Origin of the sequence: Natronosalvus amylolyticus, from assembly GCF_024298845.1 — an archaeon.
Lineage (GTDB): Archaea > Halobacteriota > Halobacteria > Halobacteriales > Natrialbaceae > Natronosalvus > Natronosalvus amylolyticus.
Genome location: NZ_CP101156.1, coordinates 2,060,817 through 2,078,813, shown reverse-complemented (window position 1 = coordinate 2,078,813; position 17,997 = coordinate 2,060,817). Strand labels below are relative to the sequence as shown.

At 63.2% G+C, this 17,997-nt stretch carries 18 protein-coding genes; 8 read left to right on the top strand and 10 right to left on the bottom strand.

The window, feature by feature from the left end:
* Positions 1-49 precede the first annotated feature (49 nt).
* Positions 50-322: a DUF8028 family protein gene (locus NLK60_RS09880; protein WP_254807629.1), complete on the top strand. Its 273-nt coding sequence runs from the start codon at positions 50-52 to the stop codon at positions 320-322.
* Positions 323-383: 61 nt separating this feature from the next.
* Here the strand turns inward: NLK60_RS09880 and NLK60_RS09875 are convergent, their stop codons facing one another.
* The 4 genes from NLK60_RS09875 to NLK60_RS09860 form a co-directional block, all read right to left on the bottom strand.
* Positions 384-1,718 (bottom strand): RNA-guided endonuclease InsQ/TnpB family protein, encoded by a 1,335-nt coding sequence (locus NLK60_RS09875; protein ID WP_254807628.1) that lies wholly within the window; start codon positions 1,716-1,718, stop codon positions 384-386.
* A gap of 173 nt (positions 1,719-1,891) precedes the next feature.
* Complete coding sequence (locus NLK60_RS09870) at positions 1,892-3,475, bottom strand: ATP-binding protein (protein WP_254807627.1); 1,584 nt, start codon at positions 3,473-3,475, stop codon at positions 1,892-1,894.
* Positions 3,476-3,543: 68 nt separating this feature from the next.
* Positions 3,544-4,614, bottom strand: a complete 1,071-nt coding sequence (endA, locus tag NLK60_RS09865; RefSeq protein WP_254807626.1) for a tRNA-intron lyase — start codon at positions 4,612-4,614, stop codon at positions 3,544-3,546.
* Positions 4,615-4,732: 118 nt separating this feature from the next.
* Entirely contained in the window at positions 4,733-5,524 is a 792-nt protein-coding gene (locus NLK60_RS09860) for an endonuclease NucS domain-containing protein (protein ID WP_254807625.1), read from the bottom strand.
* Between the two features lie 147 nt (positions 5,525-5,671).
* Here NLK60_RS09860 and NLK60_RS09855 point away from each other — a divergent pair, with 147 nt between their 5' ends.
* On the top strand, positions 5,672-6,196 hold the full coding sequence (locus tag NLK60_RS09855; protein WP_254807624.1) for a PH domain-containing protein: 525 nt from the start codon (positions 5,672-5,674) through the stop codon (positions 6,194-6,196).
* 128 nt (positions 6,197-6,324) lie between these two features.
* On the top strand, positions 6,325-8,709 hold the full coding sequence (locus NLK60_RS09850; protein ID WP_254807623.1) for a DEAD/DEAH box helicase: 2,385 nt from the start codon (positions 6,325-6,327) through the stop codon (positions 8,707-8,709).
* A 36-nt stretch (positions 8,710-8,745) separates the two neighbouring features.
* Here NLK60_RS09850 and NLK60_RS09845 read toward each other — a convergent pair whose 3' ends face one another.
* Together NLK60_RS09845 and NLK60_RS09840 are read right to left on the bottom strand one after the other, a co-directional pair.
* Positions 8,746-9,405 (bottom strand): HAD family hydrolase, encoded by a 660-nt coding sequence (locus tag NLK60_RS09845; protein ID WP_254807622.1) that lies wholly within the window; start codon positions 9,403-9,405, stop codon positions 8,746-8,748.
* A 24-nt stretch (positions 9,406-9,429) separates the two neighbouring features.
* The gene (locus NLK60_RS09840) at positions 9,430-10,797 is read right to left on the bottom strand and encodes an oxidoreductase (RefSeq protein ID WP_254807621.1); all 1,368 of its coding nucleotides are present in this window, start codon (positions 10,795-10,797) and stop codon (positions 9,430-9,432) included.
* A gap of 59 nt (positions 10,798-10,856) precedes the next feature.
* On the opposite strand from NLK60_RS09840, the gene NLK60_RS09835 reads away from it, so the two are divergent.
* Entirely contained in the window at positions 10,857-11,036 is a 180-nt protein-coding gene (locus tag NLK60_RS09835; RefSeq protein ID WP_254807620.1) for a hypothetical protein, read from the top strand.
* An 86-nt stretch (positions 11,037-11,122) separates the two neighbouring features.
* Here the strand turns inward: NLK60_RS09835 and NLK60_RS09830 are convergent, their stop codons facing one another.
* From NLK60_RS09830 to NLK60_RS09820, 3 genes are read right to left on the bottom strand one after another with little or no spacing between them, the layout of a single operon-like run.
* Positions 11,123-11,350, bottom strand: a complete 228-nt coding sequence (locus tag NLK60_RS09830; protein WP_254807619.1) for a hypothetical protein — start codon at positions 11,348-11,350, stop codon at positions 11,123-11,125.
* Positions 11,351-11,369: 19 nt separating this feature from the next.
* Positions 11,370-11,903: a KEOPS complex subunit Cgi121 gene (gene cgi121, locus NLK60_RS09825; RefSeq protein ID WP_254807618.1), complete on the bottom strand. Its 534-nt coding sequence runs from the start codon at positions 11,901-11,903 to the stop codon at positions 11,370-11,372.
* On the bottom strand, positions 11,903-14,287 hold the full coding sequence (locus tag NLK60_RS09820) for an ATP-dependent DNA helicase (RefSeq protein ID WP_254807617.1): 2,385 nt from the start codon (positions 14,285-14,287) through the stop codon (positions 11,903-11,905). The genes cgi121 and NLK60_RS09820 overlap by 1 nt, the downstream gene beginning before the upstream one ends.
* A gap of 84 nt (positions 14,288-14,371) precedes the next feature.
* Between NLK60_RS09820 and NLK60_RS09815 the strand changes: the two genes are divergently transcribed.
* The 3 genes from NLK60_RS09815 to NLK60_RS09805 all read left to right on the top strand — a co-directional run bounded on the left by NLK60_RS09815 (position 14,372) and on the right by NLK60_RS09805 (position 16,197).
* Positions 14,372-14,863: a universal stress protein gene (locus NLK60_RS09815; RefSeq protein WP_254807616.1), complete on the top strand. Its 492-nt coding sequence runs from the start codon at positions 14,372-14,374 to the stop codon at positions 14,861-14,863.
* A 79-nt stretch (positions 14,864-14,942) separates the two neighbouring features.
* Positions 14,943-15,515 carry a magnesium transporter gene (locus NLK60_RS09810; RefSeq protein ID WP_254807615.1) on the top strand — a complete coding sequence of 191 codons (573 nt, stop codon included), beginning with the start codon at positions 14,943-14,945 and terminating at the stop codon, positions 15,513-15,515.
* A 46-nt stretch (positions 15,516-15,561) separates the two neighbouring features.
* Positions 15,562-16,197, top strand: a complete 636-nt coding sequence (locus tag NLK60_RS09805) for a magnesium transporter (RefSeq protein WP_425499076.1) — start codon at positions 15,562-15,564, stop codon at positions 16,195-16,197.
* A 90-nt stretch (positions 16,198-16,287) separates the two neighbouring features.
* Here the strand turns inward: NLK60_RS09805 and NLK60_RS09800 are convergent, their stop codons facing one another.
* Complete coding sequence (locus tag NLK60_RS09800) at positions 16,288-17,496, bottom strand: inorganic phosphate transporter (protein WP_254807614.1); 1,209 nt, start codon at positions 17,494-17,496, stop codon at positions 16,288-16,290.
* Between the two features lie 124 nt (positions 17,497-17,620).
* Between NLK60_RS09800 and NLK60_RS09795 the strand changes: the two genes are divergently transcribed.
* Positions 17,621-17,866: a ferredoxin gene (locus NLK60_RS09795; protein ID WP_254807613.1), complete on the top strand. Its 246-nt coding sequence runs from the start codon at positions 17,621-17,623 to the stop codon at positions 17,864-17,866.
* Positions 17,867-17,997: the final 131 nt, after the last annotated feature.

The window sequence follows — 17,997 nt, the reverse complement described above, 5'->3', positions numbered from 1 at the left end:
CTATATGATGTGTGCAGTGAATGTCTCGAGTAACTCGAGGAGATTACCTGTGTCCAGCTCATCCCCGCTTTCGAACGAATCGCCCTCTCTCTCGCCGCCCGAAGCCGTTAGCCGCTATGGCTCGCGTGTGCGCCGACTGGCCAGCACGCTCAGATCACCAGCGCAGTTCCTGAGCTTCTGGATTGCGATTGCCCTCCCGTTCCTGTATGTCCCCCTCCTCGTGAACGGACTGGGCAGTGCACCTGTGGCGCTGGCTTTCGTCACGCTGTTGACACTCAACGTCTTCGCGTTGTACATCGGCCACGGATACAACCAGCATTGAGACACGCGGTGTTTTGACATCCACCCACGACTGAAGTCGTGAGATCCCTCTCGTGGGAGTCTCAGTCGTCTGAGTCCCCGAGAGCGATATTTCCGCTCGATGCGGTACTTTGGTTTGTGTACGCCTCGTTGGCCGTTGTCTCCACAAGGGAGGGCGGGCTATGATGTTCCCGCCAACTGTGTTTGTTCCACTTGAGGTACACGGGCCGTGCCATCGACCCTACTGTGTTGTTCTGCTGTCTCAGGAACGATTCCGATGCGACAAGGTCGGCGTGACCCTCGAACCCACACGGACACGCCAGCGAATCCTCGTGGCGAATAGTCCCTTCGCGCTCGCCACAGTCGGGACACTCCTGACTCGTCCACGCTTCAGATTCCTCTTCGACCCTGATACCGTACTCTTCGCACATGTCTTCGAGCCGATTGATGAACCGGCGGTACGCCCAAAAGTTGTGCGTCTTCGAGTTTATAACCGGCGACCAATGTGTTGAGAGAACGCCTTTGATGTCGCCTACGTACAGCGTCGACACGCCCTCGTCGTACAGACGTTCCACGAGGTCGCGGACGAGGGTGTTTTGGGCGTGTTTGCGCCGATTCGTGCGCTTACGGTACAAGCGGTCGATGCGCTTGCTGGATTTGCGCTGGTCTTCGAGGAGTGACTGGTAGTACGCGATTTGTTCGGTGGTTTCGCGGAACCGCTCGAACAACTCACGTCCTTCGTACAAGTATTGAGAACCGGTTGTCGTCGTGCAAGCGACGAGATTGTTCGCGCCCACGTCGAGAGCGGCTTCTTCCGAAGCCAGTGGTGAATCCAGTCGAGAACTGTCGACGGTGACTGGTTGATAAGCCCTGAACGTATCTGCGGTTTCGTCGTACACGAGTTCGAGTCGGCCTTGCTCGCCGCTCCACTTCGGCTCACCAGCAACTTCAACGCGAAGCCGTTGGTTCCGATTCAACCCAAGTTCGTTTTTGAGTTCAGAGCCGATCGGGACTTCAAGCCGGGAATATTTCCCGAATTGGATGGTGTACTGGTCGTTGCGAACGTACGTACGGAGTACCCGTCCATCGTCTTCGTTACCCCAGTATCCAGGTGGAGACGGCTTCTCGTCGAGTTTGCCGGCGTGGTATCTCTCATTGCTGGAAAAGAACGACCGCCACGCTTCGGAGTTCTTGCGGATGATCTGTTGGGCGACGGAACTGCTGAGAACACCCTTGTATTTGCCTTCGAGTTTGCCGGTGTCGGCGTCCCAGATGCTTTCGTCGTCTTCAAGAAGGGCTTGGCGGCGAGCGTAGTTGGTCTCGTTCCAGAGACTCGCAGAAGCGTCCAACCAGCGAATGAACACCTCACGCTCTTTCTCCGAGCGAGGGCGAACGTTGAAGCGATTGGCTCGCTTCATCACCAGATCTTACGAAATATTGTTTTGTAAAGGTATGGATGAGCGTGGGAGACTCGGACTGGCTATCGCTCGTGGTTCGTGTCGTCTGTTGTGGGATTCATCCCACGACTCAAGTCGTGGGCTTTCTCCTTGACTTTCTGTAACCCCTCGAAACGCTCCGTTTTTGTAACTCCTTAGTGATCGAAGGTCTGGAACTCGAGGCGAAGTCCCCCATCGGCCCCGGTATGGGCGGTGACCTCCCAGTCGAAAACTGACGCGATTCGTTCGACGATTGCGAGCCCGAGCCCGGTTCCAGACCCGCTCGAGGTGTACCCGTACTCGAACAGCCGGGAACGGTCGACGTCGTCGATACCTTCACCATCGTCTTCGATGGCGAACCCGCCGGTTTCGAGGGGCTCGACCCGAACGGTCACATCACGACCGCCGTGTGTGACGGCGTTGTCGAAGAGGTTCTCGAACAGCTCCTGGAGCGGACCGTCGACCGCCCTGGCGGAACCGAGGTCCGTGGCCACTTCGAGGCTTGCGTCGCCGGTGTCGACGGTGTCCCAGGCCCGGTTGGCGACCACGCCGAGTGAGACCCACTCGAGATCGTCGCCGTCGATATCGTTTCGGACGAGTGTGAGGACATCCTCGATGAGGTTGTCCATCCGTCCCAGCGCGTCCTCGATACCTTCGATCTGGTCGCTGTCACACTCCGCTTCCAGTAACTGGAGTTTCCCCGTGGCGACGGCCAGCGGATTCCGCAGGTCGTGAGAAACGATGGCGGCGAACGCCTCGAGTCGATCGTTGGTCTCCTCGAGGGCTCGTTCCCGCTCGGTGCGTTCCAGAGCCGCCGTGGTGGTGTCTGCCAGCACGCTCAGGAACCGAAAGTCGTCGACGGTGAACGCCTGTGGCTCGATCGCGACGACGCCGAGGGTACCGTAGGTGCCGAGCGGAAAAATAAATCCAGACGACATTGGGTTGGATGGGTCGGTGAGGACGTCGCTTTCGTCGATCGATCGAACGTCGATGGCCTCGAGGTCGACGAGTTCATCGAGCCACGAGGTGCCGTCGACTGACTCGACGTCGAAGACGTCGGTCGTGGTGTCGATTCCGGTGTCGAAGTAGACGGGGCGCTGGTTCCCGAAGGCGGTTCCGGTCAGCGAGTCGCCAGCGGGGATTCGCTGTGGTGGATCGCCGTGCGTTTGCCGTTCGTCGGTCGTCGCAACGACGTCGAACCCATCTTCACGTTCGGTGTACTGAAAAACCGAGGTGAACGGATGGCCCAGCAGCCGGTTTGCTGTGTCGACGGCTGCCTCCGCAATTTCTTCGGTCGACGTCGCGTGAAACAGCTCCTGTGTCGAACGCTGGAGCGCACGAATAATCTCTTCCCGGTGACGCTCCGCGACGAAACGCTCGACGTGGTCGACCAGTGTGTCTTTGGCCGTCGTGTGAAACGTCGCTGGCCGGTAGGGGACGTCTTCGAACTCACTGCCCGCTGTCTCCCTTCCGGACTCGATATAACAGACGACTTCTCCGTTTTCGGCGTGTTTCTCGACTGCTTCGAGGAGCGTCGACAGGGCTGGTGCGCTCGATGAAGCGGGACAGACGACGCACGCGAAATCTTCGTTTTTCAATCGCTCGAGTGCGCCTTCGAGCTGTCGCTCGTGAACTAGCGTCACGCGAGAAAGCCGGGACTCGAGCGCCTCGAGTATCCCATCTCCGTGAGTGTCTCCGAGAACGAGGACGTTCGGCGCGCCGACTGCACCAACTGCCATTATCGATGAGTCGGCCCGGCGAGTCATATACCTGTTGCCCAACCGAGTATGTTCACAACACCGTCACTTCATGGGGTCAGTCGAGTGAGTGCGAGCCAGGTTATCGAATCCGCCCGGTTCTCCGCACCACTTTGGGAACTCACCAGTGCGAACACCATGGTTTTTCTGACGCCGTGGGCGAGTCGAACGTCGAGCGCGAGGTCTCGGGGCTCGAAGACGTGCTCGCTCGGGTGGACCCTGATCAGCAACTCCGAGTGGCCCAGGTCGTCGACGCTTTCGACGGACGCGTACGTGCGGAAGTCGGCCCCGAACTTGTATCCGGTTTTCGGGACGACTCCTGCTTCTCGCAGTGCGGTGTACACCGCCAACCGGCGGTCGAATCGATCGCCTTCGACGGTCCGGCCACGTTCGAGTACCCGTTCGGGCTCCAGTTCGAGTGCGCCGTTCCGGCTGAGGTGGGCTGCCTCGAGCAACGAACACTGGAGCGTCGGTCGGTCGTACTCTCTCCCCTCGAGTGGCTGGCCGTAAAACGTGCGTTCGTACAGCGTCTCCGGTGGGTTCCAGACGACGACACGGTCTTCGAGCAAGTCGGCGTCGACCCCCGTTGGTAACGCCGCCGCGCTATCGCCGCTAATTTCGGGCGTACTCACCTCGAAGTAGGTAATCTCGCTCTCTTCGTCGACGACGGCGAGTGCGCCCGCCGCGAGGTCGGTCGCTGACAGGTCGGTTCGTTCGCCGACGACCTGCAGGGCGTACTCGATTTCGCCATCTCCGGGCCCGGAACCGCGCGGAAAGACGGCAAACGCCGCATCTGGTGGGTCCTCGAGCCACGGTTCCCTGGCCGGGGTCAGGTAGAACCCACGCGAGCGGAGGTCGGCGTAGACGAGAAACCGAACGCCGAAGTCGGGTCCGTGATCGCCTGCGAGAAAGTCGCGAAACCCAAGGTTTTGGGCGCCACCGGACCGCGTATCGACGACAGCGATATCCCCACGATACAACAGGTGGGCGGCTTCGACCGGCGCGAGCGCGATTTCGTTACCCTCGAGCGGATAGCCGTAGCCGCGAGCGTCGTGAAATCGCTGGCGAGCGTCACCTGCAACGCGAACCACGTCGCCGTCGAATCGACCCTCGAGTGTCATACGCGAACCTGTGTGGCCGGGCACAAAGCGCCTGCGAATTGCGGGTCGCCATCGTATGAATACCGGGTCGAGGGTTGCTTCGACACCGTCGATCTCGACACTGTTCGGGCCCCTTTCGTCACTTCTCGACGACCGCTTCTTCCCCCTCGAGGGCGTCACGAGCGGTTCGATCGCGTTCCTCAAGTCGAGCACAGGTCGCATCCAGACAGCGCCGGCCGTGCCCGGTGTCGAAGGTTGGGAGGCCACAGCCACACTCGCCGTCGACGACGCCGGTCGGGATCACGTAGCCGGTCTCACACTCGGGGTACGATTCACAGCCGGCGATCAGCCCGCCGCGTCGGAGAATCAGGAGGTCGCTCCCACACTCCGGGCAGTCCCACTCGCGGCCGAAGGCCTCGGTGACGGCGTCGTCGAGTGATTCACAGTCGCGGTCGAGACAGACGTGAAAGGCGAGTCCCCGTTCGACGCGCATCCGTGGAAGGCCACACGAACAGCGCTCGTCGCGAATCGTCGCGTCGTTCGGAATCGCATAGCGCTCACCACAGTCGACACAGTGGACGCCGTTCGAGCGAACGAGCACGCCGGTGCAGTCGTCGTTTGGGCAGGTGCCGACGGGGATGCCGGCGCTCGAGGCGGGGTACGTCCCGAAGCCATCCTGGTCGTGGGCGGCGACGCGCAGGGTCTGGGTGTCCTTCTTGGCGACGAGGGTGAACCCATCCGAGCGGTCGCTCGAGACGCTGTCGGCTCGAGTGAGCCAGGCGACCGGCTGGTAGCCGTCGACGTCGTGGACGAGGACAGTGTTGTCGGGCTTGACGATGGTCGTCACGCGCCCGCGGTATTCGCTGCGGTCGGTGCCGTCGGCGATGACCGTACAGTCCCCGGCGATGACGCGGATCGAGTCGCTGATCATGGCTGTGCTGGCCGCGGGTTCGTATTTAAACTCGAGGAGGTACCCGAGTGGGTCCGTGTTCGAAAGTCAAATGATCCCGCACCACGGGCATTTCGCCGGGTGCGAAACGCCCCAGTCGTTTTATGATCGATGGTGGTAGCCCGGTACATGTCAGAGGGGAATAACGCGGCGTGGCTCCACCTCGCCGACGGGGAACAGGTCGTCTGGGAGAGCCGTCCGCATCCGATTTCGATGGGGTGGCGACTCCCGCTCGGGGGCGGGCTGATTCTGTTCGGTCTGGTCTTTCTGGTCTGGACGGCGACCAACGGCAACGAACTCGTGACCGCGACGGGGCTCGTCTTTTCGGGAGTTGGCCTCGGGGTCGTCCTCGTGGCGTACGTCTTCTGGACGAACACGCGCTACGTCATCACCTCGGGTGAACTGTATCGAAAACACGGTGTCATCGCTCGGAACGTCACACAGTTCCGTCTCGACCGGATACAGAACACGAGTTTGCGCCAGAGCTACTTCGGCCGGCTGCTCGGCTACGGTGAACTGACCGTCTATACGGCGGGTTCGGCCGACCCCGAACTCACGTTTCGGTACACGCCACGGCCAGAACGTGCGGCTGGCGTGCTCAACGAACAGCTCGAGGGTGGCTCGAGGCGAGAACGGGAGCGCGAGGAATCGTGACTTCCGGAAGGGTTGTAACACTCGAACGGGACCCCTTCACTCGAGTGTCTCGGTTGTTCCAAGAATCAGTTTGACATCGTCGGCCGCGACAGAAACGCCTTTCACCGGGCACACCCCGTGTCCGAGTGATGGAGGTCGCCGAGGTTCTACCTGACTTTGCTGACGCCTTCGCCTTCGAGTCGTTCAACCGGATGCAACGCGAGGCGTTGCCCGCGTTGCTCGAGCGGTCTGACAACGTCGTCGCGAGCGCGCCAACTGCCTCGGGCAAAACCGCGCTCGCAGAACTGGCAATCTGTAACGCCCTAGCCGAGGACGGGACGGCGCTGTTTCTCGCGCCGCTTCGCGCCCTGACCAACGAAAAGGAGGCCGACTGGGAGCGCTTCGAGTCCCTCGGCTACTCGGTGTACGTCGTCACCGGCGAACGCGACCTGAACCCGCGCCGCGCCGAGCGGGCGGACATCCTCGTGATGACACCCGAAAAACTCGACTCGGCGACGCGCAAACACGACTCGCCCCGGTATTCGTTCGTTACGGACATCGACGTCTGCGTCATCGACGAAGTGCATCTGCTGGATGCCGACCGGCGTGGCTCGGTCCTCGAGGTCACGATCTCTCGGCTTCGACGACTCTGTGACCCGCGCGTCGTGGCCCTGTCGGCGACGATGCCCAACATCGACGACGTGGCTGCGTGGCTCGATTCCCCGCCCGAGTGCACCTTCGAGTTCGGCGACGAGTATCGGCCCGTCGACCTCAACGCCGGGGTCAAAACCTACACCCACGGCGAGAACACCTTTGCGGACAAGTACCGGCGGTTGTACCGGGCGCTCGACCTCGCCGAACCGCACCTTCGCGAGGACGGCCAGGCGCTCGTGTTCGTCGCCTCGAGGCAGGATACCGTGCAGGCGGCGAAAAAGGCCAGAGACGAAATCGGCGAGCGAGACATTCCGATGGGGGCCCGGGGCGACTACGATTTTCATACCGAGACGAAACGCCTCGAGAACGATACCCTTCGTAACTCCGCCCTCGACGGGGTCGCCTTCCACCACGCGGGCCTCTCGAAAAACGACAAGGACCTGGTCGAGGAGTGGTTCAAGGAGGGGAAAATCGAACTACTGTTTTCGACCTCGACGCTCGCCTGGGGGGTCAACCTTCCCGCTCGCTGTGTCGTGATTCGGGATACGAAGTACCACGACCCGCTGGAGGGCGAAGTCGACATGAGTCCCCTCGACGTGTTACAGATGCTCGGGCGCGCTGGACGGCCGGGCTACGACGACGTTGGCTACGGCTGGGTCGTCTGTGATACGGCCGACGCAGACACCTACCGCCGTCTGCTCAGAGACGGCAAGGAGATCGAATCCCGACTGGCCGACAGCCTGGCGACGCATCTCAACGCCGAAATCGCGATGGGAACCATCACCGACCTCGAGGACGTGATGGACTGGCTCGAGACCACGTTCTATTACGTCCGCGGTCAGTCCCGGCCAGACGACTACGACTTCCAGAACCTCCGCCGGCGGGTTCGAGACTGTCTCGAGGGCCTCGTCGAACAGGGATTCGTCGAAACGGGACCCGAACTGTCGGTCGAAGCGACGCCTCGCGGGGTGTTGGCCTCGACGTACTACCTTCGTCTCGAGACGGCTGTCGGGTTCGCGAACCTGTGTGATCGCTCGAGCGGTGCCGACTCGGAGACTGGTACTGCGGACGATACCGCAACGCTCGAGGCCGACGACATCCTCGAGACCGTCGCGAGCGCGACGGAGTTCGACTCGGTGTCGGCACGTCAGTCGGAACGAGACGCCATCAACGCCGTACTGGTCGGCCGAAACACCCCGGAACTCGATGCCGGCCAGCGGAAGGTGCTCGCCATCCTCCGCAGTGCGGCCAACGGCAACACGCCGCCGGACCTGCGCAGCGACGCCTGGGTCATCCGGCGCAATGCCCTGCGATTGCTCGCAGCCCTGCGGGCGTTTCTCGAGCGCTTCGGAACGGCTCACGACGCGAATCTCGCCCGACGACTCGAGGCCCGGATCGAAAACGGGGTCGCCGACGACGCGGTCGGACTGACGGCGATCGACGGCGTGGCTTCGGGTCGGGCGAGCAAACTCGCCAAAGAGGGGCTGGCGACACCCGGCGACGTCGTCGAGGCGGGCGTCGAGGGGCTGGTCCGGGCGGGGCTGGGCGATAGCATCGCCGAGCGAATCTACGAGGGTGCACAGACGCTTCCCGCGGTCGAACTCGAGTGGGGTTCGTTCCCCGACTCCGTCACCACGGGTGAAAGCACCGTCCACGAGGTTATCGTTCGTAACGTCGGCGAACCGAGTACGGCGGGCATCCGCGTGACCGTCAACGGGGTCGAGATGACGGCGACGACCTGTTATTTGCGTGATCGGACGACCGTTCCGATCGGCGTCTTCGGTGCGAACGCCGACGAACTCGAGTACACTATCAGCGTCGCGTTCCCCGACGAACCGCTGGTCCCGTGCGAGGAGACGCGGGTCGTCGACGTGGTGTAACACCTCCTCCGAACCGATTTCTCACGACCGCTAACGTTACTTTTCGACCTGCTCGAGCACCGCTTCTCGAAGCGCCGCGGGCGTGGTGACCACGGCGTCTGCGCCGGAGTAGTCGATACCGTCGTGGGCGTCGATGTCGTAGGCGATACAGATCGTTCCGGCGCGAATCGCGGCCTCGATACCGTGGGCGGAGTCCTCGACGACCACGCACTCTTCGGGAGCCAGGCCCAGTTGGTCGGCGGCGTATTCGAAAATATCTGGCTCGGGTTTTCCGGGACCGTCGATCTCCTCGGCGCTGATGACCCTATCGAAGGACTCCTCGAGGTCGAATCGCTCGAGGACGATATCGATCCAGTCGTGTGGCGAAGAGGAGACGACCGCGCGCGCCACGTTCTCTTCCTCGAGTTCGGCCAGCAGGTCGTGAACGCCCTCGAGGAGACTCACTCGCTCGTGGTACAGTTCCTGTGCCGTTTCTTCGAACCGCTTGAGAAACCCTTCGCGGGAGACGGCGACGTCGTAATTCGCCTCGAGGTAGTCGTAGATCTCTCGGTAGTTCATACCGGTGATTTCGCGCACGTCGACGTTCCCGTCGGGGACGACTTCAGGGAGGAGTCGCTCTCGCTCGAGTTCGACCCAGTAATCTTCGGAGTCGACCAGGACGCCGTCCATGTCGAATAAGACTGCACTCGCGGTCATTGGCCGGGGATACAGTAGACGGGCCTAAAGGCGTTCGCCCGGCTCTCGGACGTACGCCCCTGCCCGCTCGAGTTCGCCGCGCGTCCGCAGGACGGAGGGAGTTCGACAGATACCGGGCGCGCCGGTCACCTGCGGGACCGTGCAGTTGTTGCAGTTCTCACAGATAACGCGGCGGGTGGGGTCCGTGGGGGCGTCGGGGTCGTCCTCGAGCAATCGCGCGCCGAGTCGAGGCTCCGCGTAGAAGGGTCGCGCCATCCCGACCATGTCGCAGGCCGGGGATTTGGCCCCCTGGCTCCCGCCCAGCAGGCGGTCCATCTGACCGCGTTCGCGGATCCCGCCTTCGGCCAGCACCGGTATCGAGACCTGTTCGCGGACGCGCCGACAGAACGTCTCGTTCCACGCGGGATCGAAATCGTAGACGAACGACTCGAGGCGGTTTCCCGCGGCGACGAGTCGGCGACGCCACGCACTCCCGAACGCCTCGTCGTATTTCTCTCGCAGGGCCTCGTTCTCCCACGCCCGCTTCGGGAACGACCCCCTGACGATGCTCATGTCCCAGGCGACGGAGGTCTCGACCGGCACGACGCCGTCGTAGCCGACCGCCTCGAGTCGACGAGCGATCTCGACGCCGTCCTCGAGCGAGAGCTTTCGACGAACGACCGGCCACGGCGGGGCGGGCCGCTCGGCGGGCACTTTGGTGATGAGCGGAACGTCGCCGGCCCGGTCGCGAATCTCGTCGTGGACGACTTCGAGGAACCGCATGCGGGCCTCGAGCGAGCCACCGAACTCGTCCTCGCGGCGGTTGTAAAAGGGTGAGAGGAACTGCTGGACGATGCCCATGTTCGCCCCGGAGAGGTGGATGCCGTCGTAGCCGGCGTCGGCGCAGTTGGCGGCTGCGGCCCCGAAATCGGCCGCGAGATCGTACACCTCGTCCGTCGAGAGGACGTGCGGGTCGTACTCCAGAAACCCGACGGCGTCGAGCGCGCGTAACTGCCAGGGGAGCGCGGAGACGGCCAGTTGCTCGAGGCCTGGATTATCCGATCGAAACCCCGCGTGCCAGGTTTCCATGCTCCGCAGGCCACCGTGCTCGAGTTGGACGAAAATTCGGCTCCCGTGGTCGTGGATGCGGTCGGTGAGCCTGTAGAGCTGTGAGACGAAATCGGAGTCGTGGACTCGCGTCATGCCCGGCGCGGCACAGCCGCCCTCGCCGCGGACGATGGTCGCGCCCTGACAGAGCAGACCGACCCCGGATTCGGCCGCCGGCTCGAGGTCCTCGATCAGCGCGTCGACGGCGTCCGGCCCGTTGCCCGCACACTCGAGGACGGGCGCGCGATAGAGGCGGTTCGGTATCGTCAGGCCGCCGATCTCGACCGGCTCCTCGAGTCGTGGCATACGGTGGCTACCGCGGCCGGACACAAGAGTATATTGTGGCGCTGTTCGAACACACGTGTATGCAATCGGAAGCCGCAATCCGCGAGCGACTCGAGCGCCTCGAAACGTGGTACGACGAGAACGATCCGCCGGCCTCGCCCGTGGCGGACGAACTCGAGGTCGAACTCCTCCGAGCGATCGCGGAACTCGAGTGGGTGCTCGACGAACGGGAGGATCCCGAGGAGTTCCCCGGCGAGTGATACTGCCAGACAAAACGGGTCACACACCGATCGCACTCGAGCGGGTGTTCACAGACTTTTGTCCGACAGTATGACGCGTCGGCCGATCAGCGACGTAGTCGATAGTACTCCACGCTCGTCTGGACCACGAAAAAGCCGACGGCGGCTCCGACCGCTATCGGCAGGGTCACCTCCCCGCGACTGACGTACTGGAAGGCGAGCAAGACGACCAACACGATAACGCCCTTCACGGCCGCGTCCACCAGTATATCGTTCATATCGGTCTCGGCCGCTGTCGGCGTTTCCGTCGTGGCGTCTGTACGTTTGTCACTCATTTTTCGTTACCGTCACCCCTCACTTTTCCACCTCGAGCAGTGCCACCCGCTCACAGATCAGCGTCTCGAGGTCGGCGTCAGTCGCCGCCCGCTCGGCTTCGGTGATGTCGAAAAACGACTCGATGGTCGCGCTATCGCGCCATTCGAAGGGGTCGTCGGAGTCGCCTGCCGTCTCCCTCTCGAGTGACTTCCAGCCCTCGCCGTCCAGTCGCTCGCACAGAGCAGCCGCCGCGGCAGCCTCGTCGCCAGCCCCGTCGATCACGAACACGGCTCGCGTCTCGCCCGGTGAGACGCCCATCTCGAGGGCCCGGTCGATCTGCCGGCGGCCCGCGGCGTACAACAGGATTTCGACGCTTCGATCGCGGGCGACGTTCTCGCCGCGAGCGATTGCGCGGTCAGCTAGTTCGACCGCCCGCTCGAGGTGCCGGCGGCCGGCCACGTAGCTCGCGTCGAAGGCCTGTACCGTCACGTCGTGGGCAGTCGCCACGGAATCGACCGTCTCGAGGAAGCTCTCGAGGTCGTCGATGTCGAGTTCGGCTGTGCGTAGCTCCATCAGAAATCACCCAGCGACGCCTGTGATTCGTGGTCGTCTCGGTCATCGTCGGAACGGTGGCTTTCGTCACTTTCCGACTCGCTGCTGGCGGTACCGCCGTCACTGGCCCCCGTCGTGGTTGGCGAAACGCCGTCCATCGACGGGTCGTCCCGGCCGGCGTTCTCGAGGATGGTCTCGGCCGTCTTCTTCCCTTTGAGCGCACCGAGGACGAGCGATTTGTCGGCTTCGCGGAGGTCGGCTGGCGTCTCCAGTCCCGCCGCATACAACTGGCGGGCGCGTTTCCGACCGATACCGCGGATGCCGACGAGTTCGAGTAGTTCCTCCCTGACGCCGTGTTCGACGCGCGCTCGAGCCTCGCGGACCGCGACGGTCCACTCGCTGCCGATTTCGGCCGCGAGCGATTCGGCGGCCCCGAGGAGCCACTCGGCGGTGTCGACCTTGCCCCGCAGGTCGCCAGGCCCGACCGAGTAGCGTTCCGTGAGCCTGGATTCGTCGTCTTCGTCGGCCCAGTCTTCGAGCAGTTTCCCGGTTTTCAGGGCCGAGAGCCAGTCTTCGAAACGGGCGTCTTCGTACTCACTCGGTGCGTCCCCGAGCAGTTCGGCCTCGCGTTCGTAGAACAGTTCTCCGTAGGTCTCATCGTCTCCCGAACGGAGGTACAGTTCGTACATGTCCGGGGTGCGGGCGATCAACTGGTAGAGGCCGAGCGCGGTCGGGCGCTCGTCGGTTCTCTCGAGGCCGTGGACGATTTCAGCGGCGCTCATGGGGTCGAGGTACAGCCGTGAGACTGTGTGTCCGAGATTGGTCGCCCGGAGTTCGACGTCGTTTGCCGCCGCCTCGGATGCTGCCATCGTGGCTGCGGAGACGAAGCCACCGGGGTCGTCGTCAGATTCGGATTCGGCCGTCACACCCGAAACCTCGCCCCCCTCGCGTTCGATGAAGTCGTTTCGATCGAGATAGGCGAGCACGTCGTCGGTCACTCGCTCGAGACGGCCCGCCTCGGTCGACTGGCTGGCATAGAGGGTGTTGGCCATGAACTCGAGCAGGCCGCCGCGGGTGTTTGCAAACCCTGACGCGATCGTCGCCAGCACGTGCGTCCGGAGGGCGGGTTCGGCCGCGAGTTTCGATCGGACCTCCTCGGGGTCGGCCCAGACGTAGCGCTCGAACAGTTCGTCCATCTCGTCGTGGCTTTTGGCCAGCAAGACGGCTTCGCCGTAGGGGTCGAGACCGGGTCGGCCCGCTCGCCCCATCATCTGGTGAACCTCGAGGACCGAGAGCGGGGCCATCCCGCCGGCGCTCGCGTCGAAGCGCCGCCAGTCACGAACCACGACCCGGCGAGCGGGCGTGTTGACGCCGGCGGCGAGCGTCGGCGTCGCTGATATTACTTTGATGAGTCGGTCGCGAAAGGCGTCCTCGACCAGCGACCGGTGCTCATTGGCGAGTCCAGCATGGTGAAAGGCCGACCCCGCTTCGAGGCAGGTCGCCAGTTCCTCGCTCGTTTCGGTATCCGAGATGTCTCTCACCTCGTCGGCGAGGGCGGCGAGGTCGTCGCGCTCCTCTGGCGTGAGATGGTTCCCACTCGTCTTGGCCAGTCGTCGAGCCGCGGCCTCCGCGTTCCGTCTCGAGTTGACGAACACCAGTGAGGACCCACCTTCCTCGAGGATATCCCGGAGCAAGGCGGCTTCCTGTTTTTCGGTGCCCTCGACGGGTACTTCACGGTTCGATCCGTCTTCGAACTGGATTGCGTTGCCGTAGTGGACCCCCATCTCGAGGTCGATGGGTCGCCAGTCGCTGTCGACCAGTTCGGCGTCGAGCCAGTCGGCGATGGCGTCGGCGTTGCCCACGGTCGCCGAGAGGGCGATCACCTGCAACGCGGGGTTGAGCTGTCTGAGCTTTGCGAGGGTGACCTCGAGGGTCGGTCCCCGGTTGCGGTCGTCGATCAGGTGCACCTCGTCGCTCACGACACAGGTGAGGTCGGTGAGCCAATCTGCACCGTTTCGCACGAGCGAGTCGACTTTCTCGCTGGTCGCGACGATCAGGTCCTTGGTGGCGAGCCAGTCGCTGGTCGATTCGTAGTTGCCGGTGGTCACGCCCGTCGTCACGCCGAACCGTTCGAACGCGTCGAACTCGGCCTTTTTCTCGCTGGCGAGCGCTCGCAGGGGGACGATGTAGAGCGCCTTCCCGCCGCGTTCGATGGCTGATAGCATGGAGAGTGCGGCGATCATCGTCTTTCCGCTTGCCGTGGGGACGGCGGCGACGAGGCTCTCGCCCGCACAGATGCCGGCCTCGACGGCCTCGGCCTGTGGTGGGTACAGCGACTCGACCCCCTCCTCGCGAAAGTGATCGACAGCGCCGTCGGGCAGTCCCGACAGGTCCTCGGCGTTCATTGCTCGTCGTTTGGGCGTGTTCGGGTTTAAACTGTCGTCTCGAGTGGCGATAAACCCTTGAACGGGCCGCCCGAACGGTGGCGTATGCGCAGTCCGTCCGACGTCCTCGTCTCGCTCGTTGGACGCCCTCGTGAGGAGGAGGCACTCGAGTACGCGCTCGAGCGGTTTCCGGACGCCTCGATCACGGTCCTCGCCGTGGTCCTTCCGATCGGCGCACGGCTGAGTGAGGGCGGGATTCTGGAGCGAGAAGACGAGCGAGAAGCTGCCGAACGCGAGCGAGCACGACGGTTGCTTGAGGCGGCAGGCGAGCGAGCCGAGTCAGTCGAACGGACCAGGTCGGGTGGCGGCGAAGTCGGGTCGGATGGCGAGCGAACCGACCTCCCCGCTCGAGTCGATATCGTCGTCGAAACGGGCCGCCCCGGCATGGTCGTCCCCGCGTTCGCCAGCGAGCACGACATCGATCACGTCGTCATGAGTGGTGAGGACGGGCACTGGCTCGTCCGTCGGCTGCTCGGGCGCGATATCACGACGACGGTCACTAATCGAGCGCCGGTTCCGGTCACCGTCGTCGAGTGACATCTTTGTGACCTCGAGTGATATTTTCACGGCCTCGAGTGACACGCATTCATATACGGCGAGCGCACAATTGATCGATATGAGCGAATGGGCGGACGCCATCGAAATTTATCGACGCGCACTGCCCGTGGTCCTGGTCAGTCTCGTTGCCGGGCTGTTCGCCGGCACGATCCTCGGCAGCGAGACGATGCGTGATGGTATCGAACAGGTGCCGGGCATCCTCGTTCTCTTGCCCGCCTTCCTGGCGACTCGAGGCGGCGTCTACGGCTCGCTCGGTGCACGGCTCTCGAGCGGGCTCCACCAGGGGCTGATCGAGCCGGAGTTCATCCTCGACGAGCGCCTCTCGAACGCGGTTATCGCCTCGTTCATCAACGGGATGGTGGTCTCCGCGTTCATCGCCGTCATTGCCTTCGCCGTCCTGGCGCTCACCGGCGGCGGTGGGAATCTGGTCGAGTTGGTCGGCATTATGCTCATCGCAGGCTTTCTCTCGGCGCTCCTCATGCTGTCGGTGCTGGTGACCGTCGTCTTCGTGGGCTACCGTCGCGGGCTGGACCCGGACAACATCGTCGGCCCACTGGTTACGACACTCGGTGACGTGTTCGGGGTCTTTTTCCTCCTGGTTGCGATCTATCTCGTGGGGTTGGTGCTATGAGGTGGGTACGATGAGAGACAGCTACTCCGGCGACGACCTCTCGGGCATGAGCGACACGCTGGGAGAGTTCTACGACGAGCTCGCCGGGAAAGACGATGAAGAAGCAGACCCTGTAGACGAGAGCCCCCTTGGCGACGACTGGACGATCACCCACATGGTCGCCACGATGGTGCCGTTGCTCGCCGGCCTCTCGATTTTGCAGATGGTTTCGGGCTCGGTCCTCGAGTCGTTCGAAGAAGTGCTGCTAACGAATCCGGCGCTGTTGATCCTGGTTCCGGTACAGATCGGGACCGCCGGAAACCTCGGCTCGATCATGTGCTCTCGACTGTCCACGCAACTGCATCTGGGCACGTTCGAACTCGCCCTCGACAACTCGGACGTCCGCACGAACTCGGCTGCGGTCCTGGGCCTCGGACTCACCGTGTTCACACTCGTCGGCGTTGCCGCGTGGGCTATCGGCCGCGTTCTCGGGGGATCGCTCACGCTGCTCGAGGTGCTGACGATTTCGCTCGTGAGTGGCACGCTGTTGTCGCTGTTCGTCGTCGTCGTGAGCCTCCTGTCGGTCTCGGCGTCGTTTCGACTGGGGTACAATCCCGACGACACGACGATCCCTGTCGTGACCAACGTCTGTGACATTACGGGCGTTCTCATCCTCTTTGCCGTCATCTCGATCGTGCTGTGAACTGGCTTCCTCGCCGTGATGCATACCTTGTGTGCTCGAGACGCCGTCTTCGCTCAACTATCGGTCTCGAGCGCGCACCGACAGGCCGTCTCACCCGCCGACGACGAACGCGAAGACGCGGTAGACGCCGAAGCCGACGGCGACCGACGAGAACAGCGTAAATAGCCAGAAGCCGACGGTGAAGAGTATCTTCCCTTTCGAGACGCCGCCGGAGCCAGCAGCGAGGCCGCTGCCGATGACTCCCGAGAGGATGATGTTGTTGAGCGAGATGGGAATGCCCAGGGCGATCGCTAGCTGGGCGATGACGAAACCGGGGACGAGCGCGGCGATGGAGCGGCGAACGCCGAGTTGGGCGTACTCTCGAGAGGTCGCCTGCAGGAGTCGCGGGGCGGCCATCCACGCGCCGGCGAGAATCCCGCTGGCACCCAGGGCGAGCAGGGTGATCGCCGGGAGGCCGAGCTGGACGCGAAAGAGGTTGTCGAGCGGTCCCGTTGCGAGGCCGACCTGCGAGCCGCCGGAGGAGAACGCGACGATGCCGCCCAGCACGAGCAGGAACGAGCGGATACCCCCCTCGATAGAGGCCTGAATTTGCGTCCGAACCCAGTAGAAGCTGCCGAGGCCGAAGGCGATGGTGACCAGCACCATCACGATATCGTAGTTGGACGCGACCGGCAGGGGCGACCCCAGTTGCCAGGAGACGAATTCGGCGACGGTTCCCTGGTCGCCGGCCGGTGTGGGAATCACGCCGAGACGAATGTTCGCGATGATCATTCCGACCAGCCCCGCGAGCAGGGGAACCCCGATGGTTTCTGGTACGTCATCCCGACGAAGCATGATCGCCGTCGTGTAGGCGAGGCCGCCGGACATGAACGGAACCATGAGCCAGAAGAGCCCCAACCGCTGGTAGGTCGCCATCGCGGGGTCGCCGCCGAGCGAGAGGCCGACCCCCACCATCGCGCCCGTCGTCGCGAACGCGGCAGGGATGGGATAGCGGGTGTAGATGCCGACGGCCATGAAGCCGGCGGCCGTCAGCAGGCCGGCGGTGGCGGCGAGGGCGTCGATGTCGGCGTTGTCGATCAGGTCCTGGCCGACCGTTTCGGAGATGGCGCCGCCCTGCATGAGCGCGCCCGCGGCAGCGAGCAGCCCGATGACGAACGCGGCTTGCATGGTCGAGATGGCGTTCGCCCCGATTGCGGGAGCAAACGGCGGCGAGTTGCTGTTCGCCCCGAGCACCCACGCCATGGAAAAACAGGTGAGTATTGCGACCCCGAGCAACAGCCCGAACCCGACTGTCGACATTGTCTGGCTATCGCTTGCCGCGTTGGCACCAAAAACCTATGCTCGAGTTCCCTCTGCTGGTCCGCTAGCACGACTCTAGCGGGTACCCGTCACCGCTTTAGTCCTGCCAGCCAAATCAGCAAGCATGAAAGTCGAATTTGACGAAGATACCTGCATCGGTATGTACCAGTGTGTCGTCGAGTGGAGCGAGTTCGAGAAGGATAAGTCGGCGGGGAAGGCGGTGTTGCTCGAGTCCGAAGAAGCCGAAGACGGCGTGTTCGTCCGTGAGGTCCCCGAAGGAGACGAACTGGATGCGAAGTTCGCGGCCCGGACCTGTCCGGTCGATGCGATCACGATTTACGACGACGAGGGCGAGCAGTTGATCCCCTGACTGCCTCGCTCCCCTTCCAATAATTGGATCGAATAACTATGCTATCAATACTATTAGCTACGCCTATGATATTGTTTACTATCTATTTCGAAGCATCAACTATTGAATATGTCGTAATGTAACTGACACAC

Excerpts from the sequence above, each read along its gene's own strand:
- NLK60_RS09875 (WP_254807628.1), bottom strand. The coding sequence starts at position 1,718 with ATGAAGCGAGCCAATCGCTTCAACGTTCGCCCTCGCTCGGAGAAAGAG.
- NLK60_RS09870 (WP_254807627.1), bottom strand. The coding sequence starts at position 3,475 with ATGGCAGTTGGTGCAGTCGGCGCGCCGAACGTCCTCGTTCTCGGAGAC.
- endA (WP_254807626.1), bottom strand. The coding sequence starts at position 4,614 with ATGACACTCGAGGGTCGATTCGACGGCGACGTGGTTCGCGTTGCAGGT.
- NLK60_RS09860 (WP_254807625.1), bottom strand. The coding sequence starts at position 5,524 with ATGATCAGCGACTCGATCCGCGTCATCGCCGGGGACTGTACGGTCATC.
- NLK60_RS09855 (WP_254807624.1), top strand. The coding sequence starts at position 5,672 with ATGTCAGAGGGGAATAACGCGGCGTGGCTCCACCTCGCCGACGGGGAA.
- NLK60_RS09850 (WP_254807623.1), top strand. The coding sequence starts at position 6,325 with ATGGAGGTCGCCGAGGTTCTACCTGACTTTGCTGACGCCTTCGCCTTC.
- NLK60_RS09845 (WP_254807622.1), bottom strand. The coding sequence starts at position 9,405 with ATGACCGCGAGTGCAGTCTTATTCGACATGGACGGCGTCCTGGTCGAC.
- NLK60_RS09840 (WP_254807621.1), bottom strand. The coding sequence starts at position 10,797 with ATGCCACGACTCGAGGAGCCGGTCGAGATCGGCGGCCTGACGATACCG.
- NLK60_RS09835 (WP_254807620.1), top strand. The coding sequence starts at position 10,857 with ATGCAATCGGAAGCCGCAATCCGCGAGCGACTCGAGCGCCTCGAAACG.
- NLK60_RS09830 (WP_254807619.1), bottom strand. The coding sequence starts at position 11,350 with ATGAGTGACAAACGTACAGACGCCACGACGGAAACGCCGACAGCGGCC.
- cgi121 (WP_254807618.1), bottom strand. The coding sequence starts at position 11,903 with ATGGAGCTACGCACAGCCGAACTCGACATCGACGACCTCGAGAGCTTC.
- NLK60_RS09820 (WP_254807617.1), bottom strand. The coding sequence starts at position 14,287 with ATGAACGCCGAGGACCTGTCGGGACTGCCCGACGGCGCTGTCGATCAC.
- NLK60_RS09815 (WP_254807616.1), top strand. The coding sequence starts at position 14,372 with ATGCGCAGTCCGTCCGACGTCCTCGTCTCGCTCGTTGGACGCCCTCGT.
- NLK60_RS09810 (WP_254807615.1), top strand. The coding sequence starts at position 14,943 with ATGAGCGAATGGGCGGACGCCATCGAAATTTATCGACGCGCACTGCCC.
- NLK60_RS09805 (WP_425499076.1), top strand. The coding sequence starts at position 15,562 with ATGAGCGACACGCTGGGAGAGTTCTACGACGAGCTCGCCGGGAAAGAC.
- NLK60_RS09800 (WP_254807614.1), bottom strand. The coding sequence starts at position 17,496 with ATGTCGACAGTCGGGTTCGGGCTGTTGCTCGGGGTCGCAATACTCACC.
- NLK60_RS09795 (WP_254807613.1), top strand. The coding sequence starts at position 17,621 with ATGAAAGTCGAATTTGACGAAGATACCTGCATCGGTATGTACCAGTGT.